Raw genomic sequence first — 16,298 nt, 5'->3', positions numbered from 1 at the left:
CAGGACTAGCGCCTTCATGTCTCTCGCCTGATGACAGAACGGCAATTTTCTACCCGAGTCAACGGGCCAAACCCGCCGAAAAGGGGCTGAGCGATCAGAAAATCGCGAGCAGACGCAAATTTTCACGTCCTTTTTGACGTCAACGTCAAATAACGTGAGATTTGAGCCAGTCCATGGGCTGACAGTTTACGTCGAACACGAAATCCGGCTTGGACGCGGTCACCGGCCCCAGCCCCGCGGCGTTCAGGGCCAGCGACGCGTCGGCCACCTTCGCCGAATCGACCAGCAGGCCGTTCGGCCGCCGCGACGCGCCGGCCGCCACCAGCGTCTCGACCACCGCCGCCTCGGCGTCGTCGCCCCGCGCAGGCCACGCCAGGGTCGAGCTGCGCAGAGCCGCGGCCCGCGCCTCGACGATCCGCAGGAGCCGCTCGGCCTGGGCCAGGGCGTCCGCGTCCCAGGCGGCGCGAAGGGACGCCGCAAGCTGGGCCTGGCTCTTGAGCATCACGCCGTCGGTCAGCACCTTCAGCCCGTTCGCCTGCAGCGTCGCGCCGGTCGTGGTGATGTCGACCACGAGCTCGGCCGAGCCGGCCGCCGGCGCGCCCTCTGTGGCGCCGCCAGATTCGGCGATCCGATAGTCCGCGATGCCGTGGCGCGCGAAGAAGCCGCGCGTCTGGGTGAGGTACTTGGTCGCCACGCGCATCCGCCGGCCCGTACGGCGCAGGTGCTCGTGCGCCACCTCCTCGAGGTCGGCCATGGTCTCCACGTCCAGCCAACTCTTCGGCACGGCCGTCACGAGATCGGCGCGCCCGAAGCCGAGGGCGCGCAACAGCAGCACGCGCCCGTCCAGGTCCTCGCCGCGCTCGCGAAGCAGGTCCTCGCCGGTGACGCCCAGGTGGACCTCGCCTGCGTCCAGCGCGTCGGCGATGTCCGCCGCCGAGAGGAGGCGGACCTGCGCGCCCGCCACACCCTTCAGGCTCGCCATGTAGCCGCGGGCGCCGCCCGTGACCTCCAGCTTCAGCCCGCTGTCCGCGAGCCAGGCTTCGACCTGTTCCTTGAGACGGCCCTTGGACGGGACCGCGATGATGAGACCGCTCACGCCTCGCCTCCCGTCCAGGCGCGCCAGGGGCGCACCATGCATCCCACCGCGCGCGCCTCGCTCTGCCCGCCCAGGCGGGGCAGCAGACTGTCGTAGCGTCCGCCGACGGCCACCGGCCGCTCGGGGCCCAGCGCATCGCTTCGAACCTCGAAGGTCAGCCCATCGTAGTAGTCGAACGCGTGACCCAGGGCCGGCGTGAACCGGACCCGTTCCGCCGGGGTCGTCCGTCCGAGCTCCAGGAGCCGCGCGTCCCAGCCTGCCAGCGCCGCCTTGAGCGCCCCGTCGTTCGCGCCGCTCACCTCCCGCATGCGGGCGAAGGCGTAGGGTGGGGAATCGTCGATCGCCATGAAGGCGCGGATCGCGTCGGCCTGCGCCTCGGTCAGCGCCGGCGCCTCGGCCGCCTCGGCCTTGCGGACAAGGCGTGCGGCGATCTCCGCGGGACCGCGGCCGCCCACCGGCTCGACGCCCGCGAGCGCCCAGACCTCTTCGAGCAGCGCGGCCGCCTGGGCTTCGGACAGCCCGGCCAGCAACCCGGCGAGCGCGCCGCCCGCTGCGGTCGTTTCGCCCGTCCGCGACAGCTCGGCCCACAACAGGCGAGGCCGGCCCGCCACCCGCTTGAGCCGGCCGGCCAAGGTCTCGGGCAGGTCCAGGCTCTCGACGAAGGCGCCGAACAGCGCCACGTCCCCCAGCCACAGCGACAGGTCCTTGCGCCCGCCCGCTTCGGCCGCGCGCCACGCCAGGGCGGCGATCTCGGCGTCGGCGGCTTCCACCGCGCCGCCCCCGGGGGAGAACATCTCCAGGCCCAGTTGCACGAACTCCTCGGGGCGATCCTCGCCCCCCGCCGAGCGAAAGGCCGCGCCCTGGTACCAGTAAAGCCCGGCGGCCCGGCCGCCCTCGATGTGCTGGCGCGCGATGGCCGCGGTGAAGTCGGGCCTCAGGCAGCTCTCGGCGCCACCCTCGGCCTGCACCACGAACAGCCGGGCGCGCATGGCTTCGCCCGCCAGCTCCAGCAGCAGGTTGAGCGGTTGCAGCAGCGGCGCATCGGCCTGCTCGGCCCCGGAGGCCTCCAGCGGCGCGCGGATCGCGGCCAGCACGTCGGCCGGCACCGTCGGTTCGATGCGCATCAGCCCGCGTCCAGGATGCGACGCAGCGCGGCGGTCAGTTCGCCCCGCGGGATCGTCTGCTGGCCGGGACGCTGCTCGCGCCACGCCGCGTTGTCGGCGACCTTGCCGGCCAGTTCGCGGCCCAGGTCCAGGTCCTTAACCGTGACGGTCCCGGCCGCCAGCTCGTCCTCGCCGACGATCACCGCGGCCGGCGACAGGCGGCGGTCGGCATACTTCATCTGGGCCTTCATGCCCGACGAGCCCAGGTAGACCTCGGCCGGGACGCCGGCGGCGCGGATCTCGCGGGCGACGGCGAAGTAGTCGGCCATGCGGCTCTGGTCGAAGGCGATGACCACGACCGGCCCCCGCGCCGCGGCCTGGGCTCGCCCCGCCGCCCGCAGCGCCGCGGCCAGGCGCGAGACGCCGAACGAGAAACCCGTGGCGGGCGTCCGATCGCCGGTGAACCGCGCGACGAGGTCGTCGTAGCGTCCGCCGCCGCCGATGGAGCCGAACCGCATCGGCTGGCCTTTCTCGTCGGTCGTGCTGAGCAGAAGTTCGGCCTCGAAGACCGCGCCGGTGTAGTACTCCAGCCCCCGCACCACCGACGGGTCGAACGTCGCCCGGTCGGCGGCCACGCCCAGGCCGGTCAGCGCGGCGTCGATGGCGGCCAGTTCGGCCAGGCCTTCGTCGCCTTCCGCCGAGCCGCCGACCACATCGGCCAGCTTCGCCAGCGTCGCCGTACGGTCGCCTGCGCCGGCGGCCGTGAAAGCCAGCACCCGCTCCGCCGCCGCGGCGTTCAGCCCGGCGCCCTTCGTGAAGTCACCGCTCTCGTCCTTGCGCCCCTCGCCCAACAACAGGCGCACGCCGTCGGGCCCCAGGCGATCCAGCTTGTCCACCGCCCGCAGCACCGCCAGCTTCTGCGCCTCGGCCGTGACGCCGGCGGCGGTCATCAGGCCGTTCAGGAGCTTGCGGTTGTTGATCTTGATGAGCGCGGCGCCGGTGGGCAGGCCGGCGGCTTCCAGGCCTTCGACGGCCATGGCGATGATCTCGGCGTCGGCCTCCGGGCGGGCCGAGCCCACCGTGTCGGCGTCGCACTGCACGAACTCGCGGAAGCGGCCTGGGCCGGGCTTCTCGTTGCGCCAGACCGGCCCGAAGGCGTAGCGGCGGAACGGCTTGGGCAGGGTTTCCCAGTTCTGGGCCGCAAATCGGGCCAGGGGCGCGGTGAGGTCGTAGCGCAGGGCCATCCACTGCTCGTCGTCGTCCTGGAGGGCGAAGACGCCCTCGTTCGGCCGGTCGGCGTCGGGAAGGAACTTGCCTAGGGCGTCAGCGTACTCGAAGGCCCCGGTTTCCAGCGGCTCGAACCCCCAGCGCTCGTAGACGCCGCTGACGGCGGAGAGGATCGCCCGCTCGCTGGCCACGTCCCGCGCACGGCGGTCGATGAATCCACGGGGGCTACGGGCTTCGGGACGTTGCGGCTCGCTCATGGCCGGGCGCTTACCGGCTGCGGCGTCGTCACTCAAGGAAGTGGTTTCGGAAGGGCTCATTCGTCGTCTCTCGGAAAGGAGGTCGACGGACGAAGCTGAAGCATCGAGCCCCGTCCGCGTCGGCGGGGCTCGGAAGGGTTCGCGTCAGGCCGCGCGCACCCGCTCCGGACCCGCCAGGGTCGGATGGTGGTGGTGGCCGTGGTGGTGCGCGAACCGCGTCATGACGTCGGCGCTCTTAGACGAACTTGATGACCGAGTCACGAACGCGGTCCTGCTAGGTCGGCGGCAGGGCGTAGGCGACCAGCGCGTCGCTGACAGGCGTCTCCATGAAATGGTGGCCGCCGGCCATGATCACCACGTATTGGCGGCCGCCGACCGAATAGGTCATTGGCGTCGCCTGGCCGCCGCCTGGGAGCTTGTCTTCCCAAAGGGTCTGGCCGCTCTTGAGGTCGATGGCGCGCACGAGATTGTCGGTCGCCGCGGCGATGAACACCACGCCACCCGCCGTGACAACCGAGCCGCCGTTGTTTGGCGTTCCGATGTGGAAGGGCAGGCCCGAAGGGATCCCAAACGGCCCATTGCGCCGCGCCGTACCGAACGGCCGGTCCCAAAGCGTGCGCCCTGTGGCCAGATCGATCGCGCGGATGCCGCCGTAGGGCGGCTCCTTGCAGAGGAGGCGCGTGATCGGGAGCCGCCATCCGGCGTTGACGGAGATGGCGTACGGCGTCCCCACCTGCGGGTCGCCCGCCCCTTCGGGACCGCCGCCCAGCGGCCCTCCGCGCGTCTGTCCTCTCGGGGCCCATCCTTTGCGGTCGGCTTCCGCGCGCGGGATCAGCCGGTTGTAGTTCGGCATGTCATTGTAGTTGGCGACGATCACGCCGCGCACGGGGTCGACTGCGACGCCGCCCCAGTCCGAGCCGCCGTTGTAGCCGGGGTACTCGACCCACCGGCGCCGGGTTTCCGGCGGCGTGTAGAAACCGCGGTATTCGGCCAAGCGGTATTGGATGCGACAGGCCATCTGGTCGATGGGCGACATGCCCCACATCGAGCGTTCGGTCAGGTCAACCTTGCGCAGCGTATGGAACAGCGAGTGGGGCTGCGTCGGCGACCGCATGGCCGGCTCGACGCCACCCTGGGGCGCGGGGCGCTCGACCACCTTCGTCAGAGGAGCACCGGTCCGCCTGTCCAGAACGTAGACGTCGCCCTGCTTTCCCGGAAGCACAATCGCCGGAACCGCGCCGTGCGCGGTCGGGAAGTCGACAAGCGTGCCCTGCGAGCCCAGATCGTAGTCCCAAACGTCCATGTGCACGGCCTGGAACTTCCAAGCCGGCTTGCCGGTGATCACGTCGATCGCCACGAGCGAGGTCGAGAACTGGCGTTCCCGCGCGCCCCGGCTCGAACTCCAGTAGTCGCCCGCCGTGTTGCCGAGGGGAAGATAGACTAGACCCAGGGTCTCGTCGCCGGACGCCGTGGTCCACATATTGGGCGTACCGCGGGTGTACATGTCGCCGGCGGGCGGCAGGCCGGTAAGGTCAGGACGCTCCATGTCCCAGGCCCAGCGGAGCGCGCCGGTTACGGCGTCGTAGCCCTGGATCGCGCCCGAGGGCGCATCCCTGCGCTGGCCGTCCAGCACCTGGTGCCCGGTCACCACAACACCCCGAACGATCGTGGGCGCCGAGGTGATCGACAGCATGCCGGGCGTCACCGGGCCCATGCCGGCTTTGGTGTCAACCTGCCCACGCTGACCAAAGTCTTCGCAGGCGCGACCAGTCCGCGCGTCCACGGCGAGCAGTCGGGAATCCAACGTGCCCCAGATGATCCGCGAGGCGCAGGGCGCCGACGCCGCCGCGCCTGGAACGATGTAGTGAGCCACCCCGCGGCAGGCCGCCGTATAGGGGATCCAGATGTCCTGGACGTGGGGATCGAAGCGCCAGCGTTCGCGGCCCGACGAAGGATCCACCGCGATCAGTTGGCTCTTCGGCGTGCAGACGTACAGCGTGTCGCCCACCTTCAGAGGCGTATTCTCCGAACCATAGGTGTCTTTGGCGATGGCGCTGGGCAGGTCCCCCGTGTGGAAGACCCAGGCCCGCTGCAGCTTGCCGACGTTGGCGGGGGTGATCTGGGCCAGGGGCGAGTAGCGCTGGGCCGCGTAGGTGCCGCCGTAGGCCGGCCAGTCGGCGCCAGCGGCGGCCGATGAAGGATCGCGTGCCGCAAGCGCTCTCGCCGGCAACGCCAGCGCCGCGGCGGGCGCGTCGACGGCGTAGACCGCCAGTCCGAAGACGACTGCGAGCAGGAGGAAGCCGGGCAACGCCCAGCGGGCGGTGCGCCGGAGGCTGGGCGTCTCCGCAAGGCCCCAGGCCGCCCAAGCCGCCAGGGCCATTAGGATCGCCGGGCCGATCAGGCGAGGGATAAGGCCCCAACTGTCGAGACCGACCTCCCACAACGCCCAAACCACTGTGGCGGCGAACACGGCCGCGTAGACCACGACACCCGCCAGTCGCAGGCGAAACAGCAGCCAGCCGGCCGCCGCCAGACCGATCCCGGCCAGCACATAGTAGGGCGAGCCACCCAGCGCGACGAGCCAGCCACCACCGCCGATGAGCACGACGCCGATCAGAACCAGGAGAATGGCGAACGCACGGATGGCGTAGGCGACGAGAAGGTTGCGTGGCTTGTCTGGCGCCATGGCCATGGCTGCTCTCCCTGGCATGCGTCCCGCGAGGTGAACGGCCCGCGGCGGGCTGCCGTTCCGGAAGGGTCGGAGAGATGCCCCCTAGGCTCCCAAGCGCGCGCGGCCTAAAAGCCAGCCCATGCGTGAGATCACCCATTTCATCGACGGCGCGGCCTTCACGGGCGCGTCCGGCCGCTACGGCGATATCTTCAACCCGAACACCGGCGAGGTGCGTGCCCGCGTCCAGTTCGCCACCGAGGCCGAGGTGGACCGCGCCGTCCAGTCGGCTGTTCGCGCGCAACAGGCCTGGGCGCTGGTCAACCCGCAGCGGCGGGCCCGGGTGATGTTCGAATTCAAGCGGCTCGTCGAAGCGCGCATGGACGAACTGGCCGAGATCCTGTCCAGCGAGCACGGCAAGGTGATCGCCGACAGTAAAGGCGACATCCAGCGCGGCCTGGAGGTGATCGAGTTCGCCTGCGGCATCCCGCACATGCTGAAGGGTGAGTACACCGAAGGCGCCGGCCCAGGCATCGACATCATGTCCATGCGCCAGCCTCTGGGCGTGGCGGCGGGCATCACGCCGTTCAACTTCCCGGGGATGATCCCGATGTGGATGTTCGGCATCGCGATCGCGACCGGGAACACCTTCATCCTGAAGCCGTCGGAAAAGGATCCCACCGTCCCGGTCCGCCTGGCCGAACTGATGATGGAAGCGGGCGCCCCGTCGGGCGTACTTAACGTGGTGCACGGCGACAAGACGGCCGTCGACGCCATCCTGAACCATCCCGACATCAAGGCGGTCAGCTTCGTCGGCAGCTCCGACATCGCCCACTACGTCTACAGCCACGGCACGGCGAACGGTAAGCGCGTCCAGGCCATGGGCGGCGCCAAGAACCACGGCATCATCCTGCCTGACGCCGACCTGGAACAGGCCACCAAGGACCTGATCGGCGCCGCCTATGGCTCGGCCGGCGAGCGCTGCATGGCGCTGCCCGTCGTAGTGCCGGTGGGCCAGAAGACCGCCGACGAGGTGCGTGAGCGGGTGCTGGCCGAACTGGATACGCTGAAGGTCGGCATCTCCACCGATCCTGCGGCGCAGTACGGCCCGGTCGTCAGCCAGGCGCACAAGCAGAAGATCTCCGACTACATCCAGATGGGCGTCGACGAAGGCGCCGAGCTGGTGGTCGATGGCCGCGGCTTCTCGCTACAGGGCTACGAGAAGGGCTTCTTCATCGGTCCGTCGCTGTTCGATGGTGTGAAGAAGGGCATGAAGACCTACAACGAGGAGATCTTCGGTCCCGTCCTGCAGATCGTCCGCGCCGAGACCTTCGAGGAGGCCCTCGACTTGCCGTCGAGCCACCAGTACGGCAACGGCGTCGCCATCTTCACCCGCAACGGCCGCGCCGCGCGCGAGTTCGCCAGCCGGGTGCAGGTGGGCATGGTGGGCATCAACGTGCCGATTCCGGTGCCGGTGGCCTACCATACCTTCGGCGGCTGGAAGCGCTCAGCCTTCGGCGACATCAACCAGCACGGCATGGAAGGGGTCCGGTTCTACACCAAGACCAAGACCATCACCGCCCGTTGGCCGGAAGGCGCCGTCGAGGACAGCGCGTTTGTCATCCCGACGATGAAATAGCGTCCTGCGCCACCCGGGCCACGAGCTCCTTCAGCAGCTTGGCCGCCAGCACGGCGGTCATGCCATTGATGTCGCGATCCGGATTCAGCTCGACGATGTCGCCGCCGATCACCGGGCCGGGCGTGTTCCAGATCACGTCCAGCACCTCGCGCGTGGTGAGCCCGCCCGGCTCGTGATGCGACACGCCCGGCGCGTAGGCCGGGTCCAGGCCGTCGAGGTCGATGGAGATGTAAGTCGGCGCCTTGGGCAGGGCGGCGAGGCCCGCCGCGTGCTGGTGCGGGGCGAAGACCTTCACGCCGTAGCGCTGGGCCTGGGCGACGAGATGGGCGTTGGGCGTGCGGATGCCGAGTTGGACGATGCCGGAGGCAAGGCCACGCTCCATAATCCGGGCGAACGGCGAGGCATGGCTGAGCGGGTCGCCCTCGAAGTCCTCGTAAAGGTCGGAGTGGGCGTCGACGTGAACGATCTGCGGCGGCGCGCGGCCCGTCGCCGCGATGCCCGCCAGAATCGGGTAGGTCACCGCGTGGTCGCCGCCCAGCACCACCGCCGGGCCGGCCGAGAAGGCCTCGCGCACCGCCGACAACATCCGGTCGAAATCGCCGTCGTCCTCGCGGAGCGGCGCATCGCCAAGGTCGTTGAGCAGCCCCTCATCCAGCACGAGCCCGTTGGTCGCCGTCAGGTGGGCGTGCGGGGATCGCAGGGCCGCGCGGATGACCGGCGGCGCCTTGGCGGCGCCGCGCAGGAAGGAAGAATGCTGGTCAGTGGGCAGGCCCAGGAGCGCGACGCGGGTCATGCCGCGAAGTTAGCGCGACGCCCGCGTCTCGCCCAAGACTTAGCCGCGGCGGCTGATTTGGTCCTTGGTGGCGCGCCTCGTCTTGGCGCCCTGGCCCCGCAGCGCTTCGGTGCGCTCGGGCCGCATCGCGTGACTAGTGGAATAGACCGCGCCCTCGCCAGCCGGTTCGCCCCACTCCTGCTCCGGCTTATCGTCCTGTCCCAGCTTGTGGATGTCGACGTTGGCCGGCGTGCCGGCGCCGAGGTCGCCCTCGACGTCGCCCAGGCCTGCGGCGTTGCGATCAGGCATGGCCAAAGCCGGCGGCGCGCGGTGGGGGCCCTCGGCCTGGACGTCGCTGCCGCCGAAATCAGCCTCCCGCGGACGATCTCCGTTGGTCGCGCCGTCAAGGTCGCCCTCGAAGCTGCGCTGCTCGGGATTGGTGGCCGCCTGGAAGCCGCCGGGATCGCGCTGCGCGTCCATTTCGCGCTGGCCGACGCCTAGTCCTTGGGGGCGGCCCCGGTTGGTCTCCGCTTCGCTCGTGGAAACGGTGCGTTCGTTCGGATCGGCCATGGAAAACTCCTGTCACTAGGTCGGATCAACCCTCGGATGGCCCGCCCCGTTCCTTGCGCTCGCCGGCCGGCCCGGCTAGGCGGGAGGCGATGGCCTCCGCCCTGAAAGCCGCCTACGACGCCCGCGTCCGCGAAGGCTCGATCCGCCCGGACCCGGCGCAGGCGGCAGCGCTGCAACCGCTCATGCGGCTTGAGACCGACCTCGCCGCCGCCCACCCCAAGGGCGCGCTCAAGAAGTTGTTCCACAAGCCGGAAGGGCAGCTGGGCGTCTACCTCATCGGACCGGTCGGCCGCGGCAAGTCGATGCTGATGGACCTGTTCTTCGAGACGGCGGGCGAGGCATCGAAGCGACGCACCCACTTCCACGTCTTCATGGGCGAGATCCATCGGCTGATCGACGCCTGGCGCAAGGGGGACCCCGCCGCGCGCAAGGCCCGCTTCGGCCAGCACAAGGGCGACGACCCGATTCCGCCGGTGGCCGACGTGGTAGCCGCCGAGGCGCGCCTCCTCTGCTTCGACGAATTCCAGGTCACCGATATCGCCGACGCGATGATCCTGGGGCGCCTCTTCGAGGCCCTGTTCGCCCGCGGCGTGACGCTGGTCGCCACGTCCAACCGCCTGCCCGACGAGCTCTACAAGAACGGGATCAACCGTCAGCTCTTCCTGCCCTTCATCGACCTGCTGAAGAGCAAGGTGGAAGTGGTGAGCATCGCGGGCCCACACGACTACCGGCTAGACCGGCTACGGGCGAGCGGCACCTGGTTCTCGCCCATCGACCGGGACAACGAGCGCCAGTTCGATGCGCTGTGGCGCGAGATGCTGGGACCGGAGGAGGAGATCGGCGAAACCCTGGAGGTGCTGGGCCGCAAGGTGCATTTCCCGCACGCCGCCGGCGGGCTGCTGCGCGCCACCTTCTCCAGCCTCTGCTCTGTGGCCCTGGGCCCCAACGACTACCTGGCCATCGCCCAGCAGTTCCACACCGTCTTCCTCGACGGCCTGCCGAAGCTCTCGGCCAACCGGAGAGAAGAGGCGCGGCGCCTCGTGATCCTGATCGACGCGCTCTACGAGGCCCGCACACACCTGATCGTGCTGGCCGAGGCCGAGCCGACCAAGCTGTACCCTGAAGGCGACGGCGCGTTCGAATTCGAGCGCACGGCCTCGCGCCTGCAGGAAATGCGCTCCACCGGCTGGCTGGAAGACCGCTAGCGGGGGCCGGCCGCGCCCCCTAGGTTGGGAAGGTCGGCAGCGAGGCGCCACCGTGCAGGAGCGGGAACTGGAAGATCTGGTGGCGTTCCTACCGCCGCTGCTGCAGGCGCTGGAGCGCCTGGGCTTCGTCTCGCGCTACCTGCATCCCCCGAACCTGGACGAACTCCTCGCCGCCGTCGGACGCCCGGACGCCGAGCTGCGCGCGCAAGCCCCGCGCCTCTCGGCCTGGACGCCCGACCTCGATCACGTCCGGCGGCCTCTGCTGGCCGCCGCCGAGGCGACGATCGCGGCGTACGACGGCCTGCACACCGCCACCGAAGATTCCGAGCGCCTGACTGCGGTCTTCCGCGCCTTGCGCCATGTCGGCCACGCCCAGGAGGCGCTCTATCCGCTGGCCGCGGGGTTGCCGCCGGTCAGCCGCTTCTTCCTCGATCCGGACCTGCGGGGCGACGAAGCGCTCGCGCGGCGGCTCGCCCATGCCGAGCCCGGCCCGGACACCGGCGTCCTGCACTACGACAGCGCACCTGAGGCCCGCGGCGGCTTCTCGATCTATGTGCCCGAGTACTACGACCCGCAGACGACATGGCCGGTGGTCGTCGCGCTGCACGGCGGCAGCGGCAGCGGACGGAGCTTCCTGTGGAGCTGGCTCCGGGACGCCCGCAGCCGAGGGGCGATCCTGGTGACGCCTACGGCCGTGGGGCGTACGTGGGCGATCAGCGGGCCCGACCCCGACACGCCCAACCTGATCCGGCTGCTGGACTACGTTCGCGGCCGCTGGAACGTCGATGCGACGCGGGTGCTGCTCACGGGCATGAGCGACGGCGGGACGTTCAGCTACGTCTCGGGCCTCGAGCCCACCTCGCCGTTCACCCACCTCGCCCCGGTGGCGGCCGCCTTCCATCCGATGCTGGCAAGCTTCGCCGAGCCGGCGCGGATCGGCGGACTGCCGGTCCATATCGTCCACGGCGCTCTCGACTGGATGTTCCCCGTCGACATGGCCCGCGAGGCCGCCGCGCATCTCGCCCAGGCCGGGGCGGACGTCACCTACGTGGAGCTCGACGACCTCAGCCACACCTATCCGCGAGAAGCCAACGCCCGGATCCTCGCCTGGCTGGGCGTCGCCTGATGGCCCGCGGCGAGGTCGCGATCGGACGGTGTGCGTGCGGCGCGGTGGCGGTGGAGATCGGCGTCCCGGCCCGCTGGGCCTGGCACGACCATTCGGGGGGGAGCCGCCTCGCCCATGGCGCCGCCTACGCGACCTACGTGGGAAGCTGGCGCAGCCGTTTCCGGTTCGCCGAGGGTGAGGAGCATGTCAGCCGCTACGCGGATGAGGACGCCGGCGTCACCCGCAGTTTCTGCGCCCGCTGCGGCACGCCGCTGGCCTACGAACGCGCCCGCTCGCCGCAAATGGTCAACGTGCCCCGGGCGCTCTTCGCCACCCGCACGGGCCGCGAGCCGCGCTATCACATGAACCTGTCGCAGCAAGCCGACTGGGCCTACCTCGGCGAGCCGTTGGCGCCCCTGAAGGGCTATCCAGGGGTCATGTGGGAGCGGCCCCGCAAGAAAAAGCGGCCGCCCCGGGACCCGATGCTCTGAGGCTCGACACCGCCTGAACTGCGGCGAAAACAAAATCTTCCGGCGTTCAGCACCGCGTAAGCACGTTCAGCTATGCCGTCTGGGTGGCAGCGGCCGAATTGCGGTCTCGCTGCGGGTTCGTGGTCGGGGTGGTGCGCGTATGCCGGCTTCGGTGAGCAGGGTCGTGTCGGGAGGCGCAGCGCCGGTCCGCGCGCCATCGCGCGCGCCCAGCGTCGTCCAGTTGCTGGCTTTCGTCTTCGCCAGCGCCGACATGGTGCTGGATATCGGCCCGGATGGCCGGGTTCTCTTCGGAACGGGCGCCGGAGGCCAGCTCCTCGGACGGCAGCCCGAGACCCTCGTCGGCCACAAGTTCATCGACCTGATCGACGCGGGGGACACCGACCTCATCGAAGCCGTGCTGAACGATCTTCGCGCCGGAGAACGTCGCGGGCCATTCCAGGTCGGGATCAGTGGCCCGGGTGGCGTCCAGCCGGCGATGCTGTCGCTCTTCCAGATGCCCGAGCGCAGCGGCCTGGCCGCCGCCGTCAGCCTCTGGCGGCCCAGCCCTGCGCAGGTACGTGTCGACGCCACGGGCCTTACCAGCCGCGAGGATTTCGAATCCGCCGCGCTCAGCCTGCTCAAGCACGCCGAACAGACAGGCTCGCCGCTGCACGTGGACCTGCTGGAGTTCGCCGGCCTTGCGCCGACCCTCGCGGCCATGGAGCCGGAAGCCGCCGAGACGGTGCGGCGCAAGTTGGCGGCGGTGCTGCGCGCCGCGTCCTATGGCGGTGCGCCGGCAGCCGACCTCGGCGACGAGCGGTTCGCCATGTTGCGTTCCACTCCCGGCGGGCTCGACGCGCTTGCGCAGCGGATTCGCGAGCTGACCGGTCCCGGCGTCGAGATGTCGTCCGGCGAACTGGTGCTCGATCCCAGCTCGCCCGGCGAGAGCCTGCGGACGATCCGCTACGCGCTGGACCGCTGCATCGAGGACGGCCCGGCCGCCGCGGCGCAAGGCTTCGAAGCCGCCCTGCGCCAGACTGTCGCCGATTCGAACCGCTTCAAGGACATGGTCCGGGAGGGCCGCTTCGAGCTGGTCTACCAGCCGGTCGTCGAGCTGCGGACCCGTGGCGTGCACCACTATGAGGCCCTGACGCGCTTCGAAGGCGGCGGTGGCCCTGCCGCGACGATCCGGCTGGCCGAGGAGCTGGGCCTCGTCGTCGAGTTCGACCTTGCCGTCGTGCAGAGCGTGGTCGCCGCACTCCGCGAGTCGCCGATCGACGTGCGGATCGCCGCGAACGTCAGCGCCTTCTCCCTGGAGGCGGCCGGGTTCGTGGACGGGGTGCTCGCGACGACCATTGCGTTTCCGGCGCTTCGCCCGCGGCTGCTGCTGGAGGTCACCGAAAGCCACCGGCTGTCCGACCTTGCGGCCGCCAACACCCAGATCCAGCGCCTGCGAAGCGCCGGTCACGTGGTTTGCCTGGACGACTTCGGGGCCGGGTCGGCTTCGCTCGATTATCTGCGCGAGCTGGAGGCCGACATCGTCAAGTTCGACGGCAAGTTCATCAAGCAGTTGGACAGCCGACCTCGCGACGCGACCCTGCTGAAACGACTGGCCGAGCTGTGCGGCGAACTCGGCATCGGCACCGTCGCCGAGATGATCGAAAACGAAGACACGGCGCAGCATGTGGCCGGCCTCGGCGTGAAGCTGGGCCAGGGCTGGCTGTTCGGGCGGCCGGGCCCGCGCCCCGCGATGCCGCCGGTCACCTCCGCGACGCCGGCCGCGCGCCGACAGGGGGCGAACGAGACCTGGGGCCGCGGCCGCTCGGCGTAAGGGCAGGCAACGACCGTTTAGGCTCGGAAGCTGCTTGTGTGTTTAGATTACATGTGTAGATTTCTACGTATGTAATTTCCGAGGCGAGCCGTGATCGAACAGATCCAGGCGCTGCGAAGGCTATCGCGGCGCGACGTCATCCTCCAGCACGCCGGCCTCGGGGGCATGATGCTGCTGCTGGTCGCCGTGCCGGCCATCGACGTCTATCGCACCTGGGCCGGCGCCCGCGCGGAGAAGAGACTCTGGACGATCGCGGGTCCAGCTTGCCCGGTGGTCGTGGCCGCCGACCCGCGCGTGGTGGGACACAAGCCTCCGAAGACCTTCACCTACAACAAGGTGAGCTTCACGCGGAGCCTCGGCGACGTGAGCTGCGCGGCCTTCCGGGAGGACGGCTTCATGAACCCGCAGAGCTACAGCGTCTGCCAGTTCAGCGGGCCCGGCGCGGTCGCTGTGGATGTCGGTGGACGACGGACGGTCTATCAACCGGGGCCCGGACAGCGGACGACCGTCACCATCCGCCATGGCCAGCCCTCCTGCGTCGTCGGCGGCTGGTTCGCCCGGCGACCACGCGGCTATGTGCCGGGGCCGCAATAGCTGACATCAACTGTCGGGTTTGGCTGCTAATGTGACGGCATGCGCGCGAGCCGCCTGCTCTCGATCCTTCTGCTCCTACAGACCCGCGGCCGGATGACGGCCCAGGCACTGGCCGACGAGTTCGAGACCTCGGTGCGCACGATCTATCGCGACATCGACCACCTGAGCGCCGCCGGGGTCCCGGTCTATGCGGATCGCGGCCGGACCGGCGGCTTCCAATTGCTGGAAGGCTATCGCACCCGGCTCACCGGCCTCAGCGCCGCGGAAGCCGAGACACTGTTCCTGTCAGGCTTGCCCGGGCCCGCCGCCGACCTCGGCCTCGGCGACGCCATGGCGGCGGCGCAGCTCAAACTGCTGGCCGCCCTGCCTGCAGAGGGCCGCCGCGGGGCCGCGCGAGTGGGCAGCCGCTTCCACTTGGATCCCATCGGCTGGTACCGCAACGCCGAGCAGACGGACGTCCTTCCAAGCCTCGCCGACGCCGTCTGGAACACCCGCCGGATCAGGGTCCGCTACGAGAGCTGGCGCGGGGTTGTCGACCGCGACCTTGAACCCCTTGGCCTCACACTGAAGGCTGGCGTCTGGTACCTAGTGGCGCAGGCGGGCGGTCGGCCGAGAACCTATCGCGTCTCGAACATCCGGGGACTGGAGTTACTGCCCGACACGTTCCAGCGTCCCGAGGCCTTCGACCTGGCCGGCTTCTGGCGGAACTGGGTGAAGGACTTCGAGGACCGCCTCTACACGTCCGAGGCGACGCTCCGGCTCTCGCCAACGGGTCTGCGCCAGGTCTGCAACGTCAGCCCACTGGCCGAGCGGGCCGCCCGGGCGGCCCAGGACTTCGACGCCGACGGCTGGGCGACGGTCACGATCCCGATCGAATCGATCGAGCACGCGGCGTCGGATTTCCTCAAGCTTGGCACGGAGGCGGAAGTGCTGGCGCCGCCGGAGCTGCGGGACCGCATGGCCGACGTCGCGCAAGAGCTGGCAAATCTGTATGCGACGCAAAAATCCTGACGCTCCCTGTCAGGTTTAGGTCCGCATAACGCCCTCACAATCACACGAGGGCTTCCCCATGCATCGTCTCATTCCCGCCGCCGCGCTCGCCGCGGCGATCCTTGCGGCCACGCCCGTCTGCGCCCAGCAGCCGCCATCGCTGGTCGGCGCGCCCGCCTCGCCAGCCGCGCCGCCCGCCAACAGCGTCGACGACCCCGACGGCTGGGGCGGGTTCGACTTCCTGATCGGGGACTGGAAGGCCCACCTGAGGAAGCTGGAGAAGCCGTTGTCGGGCTCCAACGTCTGGGTGGACTACCAAGGTACTTCGCGGACCCGCAAGCTCGCGGGGGGGCGCGCGAACTTCGAGGACTTCGAGGTCACGTCCAAGGACGGCAAGCGCCAGGACGGGCAGACCCTGCGCCTCTACAACCCGGCGAGCGGCGAGTGGCACATCCATCTCCTCGACGCCGCCCACGGCCAACTGCTGACGCCGCCGACCATCGGCAGGTTCAGGAACGGTCGCGGCGAGCTGTACGACTACGAAGTGTTCGGCGGCCGGGCGATCCTCGTCCGGTATGTCTGGACCCACGAGGGCAAGGACAAGGCGCACTTCGTCCAGGCCTTCTCGATCGACGGCGGCCGCACCTGGGAGGACAACTGGGTGCTCGACCTGGTGCGGGAGTAGCTACCGGATCAGCGTCAGGGCCGTCTGCCTCCCGTCCAGGAACCGCACCGTCTTGCCGTCGTAGAAGGCGTCCTCCTCGGTGCGGA

The 16,298-nt window shown here is 70.1% G+C and carries 14 protein-coding genes; 8 read left to right on the top strand and 6 right to left on the bottom strand.

Translation table 11 applies throughout. The annotated features are described in order from the left end of the window. Positions 1-145: 145 nt before the first annotated feature. From hisG to Q0L11_RS23530, 4 genes are all read right to left on the bottom strand, one after another. Positions 146-1,096 carry an ATP phosphoribosyltransferase gene (hisG, locus tag Q0L11_RS23545; RefSeq protein WP_296600574.1) on the bottom strand — a complete coding sequence of 317 codons (951 nt, stop codon included), beginning with the start codon at positions 1,094-1,096 and terminating at the stop codon, positions 146-148. Further along, positions 1,093-2,220: an ATP phosphoribosyltransferase regulatory subunit gene (locus tag Q0L11_RS23540; RefSeq protein ID WP_296600573.1), complete on the bottom strand. Its 1,128-nt coding sequence runs from the start codon at positions 2,218-2,220 to the stop codon at positions 1,093-1,095. Before Q0L11_RS23540 ends, hisG begins: the two co-directional genes overlap by 4 nt. Further along, complete coding sequence (hisS, locus tag Q0L11_RS23535; protein ID WP_296600571.1) at positions 2,220-3,683, bottom strand: histidine--tRNA ligase; 1,464 nt, start codon at positions 3,681-3,683, stop codon at positions 2,220-2,222. The genes Q0L11_RS23540 and hisS overlap by 1 nt, the downstream gene beginning before the upstream one ends. 274 nt (positions 3,684-3,957) lie before the next feature. Further along, a complete protein-coding gene (locus Q0L11_RS23530) occupies positions 3,958-6,375 on the bottom strand; it encodes a membrane-bound PQQ-dependent dehydrogenase, glucose/quinate/shikimate family (RefSeq protein ID WP_296600570.1) in 2,418 nt (805 codons plus the stop codon). 118 nt (positions 6,376-6,493) lie between these two features. Between Q0L11_RS23530 and Q0L11_RS23525 the strand changes: the two genes are divergently transcribed. Continuing rightward, entirely contained in the window at positions 6,494-7,990 is a 1,497-nt protein-coding gene (locus Q0L11_RS23525) for a CoA-acylating methylmalonate-semialdehyde dehydrogenase (RefSeq protein ID WP_296600569.1), read from the top strand. Here Q0L11_RS23525 and Q0L11_RS23520 read toward each other — a convergent pair. Next, positions 7,971-8,783, bottom strand: coding sequence for an arginase family protein (locus tag Q0L11_RS23520; RefSeq protein ID WP_296600568.1), 813 nt, complete (start codon positions 8,781-8,783; stop codon positions 7,971-7,973). The genes Q0L11_RS23525 and Q0L11_RS23520 overlap by 20 nt on opposite strands. Before the next feature lie 39 nt (positions 8,784-8,822). After that, positions 8,823-9,332, bottom strand: a complete 510-nt coding sequence (locus tag Q0L11_RS23515) for a hypothetical protein (protein WP_296600566.1) — start codon at positions 9,330-9,332, stop codon at positions 8,823-8,825. An 89-nt stretch (positions 9,333-9,421) separates the two neighbouring features. On the opposite strand from Q0L11_RS23515, the gene zapE reads away from it, so the two are divergent. From zapE to Q0L11_RS23480, 7 genes are all read left to right on the top strand, one after another. Beyond that, positions 9,422-10,537, top strand: coding sequence for a cell division protein ZapE (gene zapE, locus Q0L11_RS23510; RefSeq protein WP_296600563.1), 1,116 nt, complete (start codon positions 9,422-9,424; stop codon positions 10,535-10,537). 52 nt (positions 10,538-10,589) lie between these two features. Next, positions 10,590-11,663 carry a hypothetical protein gene (locus Q0L11_RS23505; protein ID WP_296600562.1) on the top strand — a complete coding sequence of 358 codons (1,074 nt, stop codon included), beginning with the start codon at positions 10,590-10,592 and terminating at the stop codon, positions 11,661-11,663. Then, entirely contained in the window at positions 11,663-12,133 is a 471-nt protein-coding gene (locus tag Q0L11_RS23500; protein WP_296600560.1) for a GFA family protein, read from the top strand. Before Q0L11_RS23505 ends, Q0L11_RS23500 begins: the two co-directional genes overlap by 1 nt. A gap of 163 nt (positions 12,134-12,296) precedes the next feature. Beyond that, entirely contained in the window at positions 12,297-13,943 is a 1,647-nt protein-coding gene (locus Q0L11_RS23495) for an EAL domain-containing protein (RefSeq protein WP_296600559.1), read from the top strand. A 90-nt stretch (positions 13,944-14,033) separates the two neighbouring features. After that, positions 14,034-14,537 (top strand): hypothetical protein, encoded by a 504-nt coding sequence (locus Q0L11_RS23490; protein WP_296600558.1) that lies wholly within the window; start codon positions 14,034-14,036, stop codon positions 14,535-14,537. 39 nt (positions 14,538-14,576) lie between these two features. Further along, complete coding sequence (locus tag Q0L11_RS23485; RefSeq protein ID WP_296600557.1) at positions 14,577-15,548, top strand: YafY family protein; 972 nt, start codon at positions 14,577-14,579, stop codon at positions 15,546-15,548. A gap of 58 nt (positions 15,549-15,606) precedes the next feature. Next, a complete protein-coding gene (locus Q0L11_RS23480; protein ID WP_296600556.1) occupies positions 15,607-16,212 on the top strand; it encodes a DUF1579 domain-containing protein in 606 nt (201 codons plus the stop codon). Positions 16,213-16,298 lie beyond the last annotated feature (86 nt).

It is taken from the genome of Phenylobacterium sp. (assembly GCF_024508875.1).
GTDB lineage: Bacteria > Pseudomonadota > Alphaproteobacteria > Caulobacterales > Caulobacteraceae > Phenylobacterium.
Note: the sequence above shows the minus strand (reverse complement) of the source record. Positions and strands in the feature narration are given on the sequence as shown.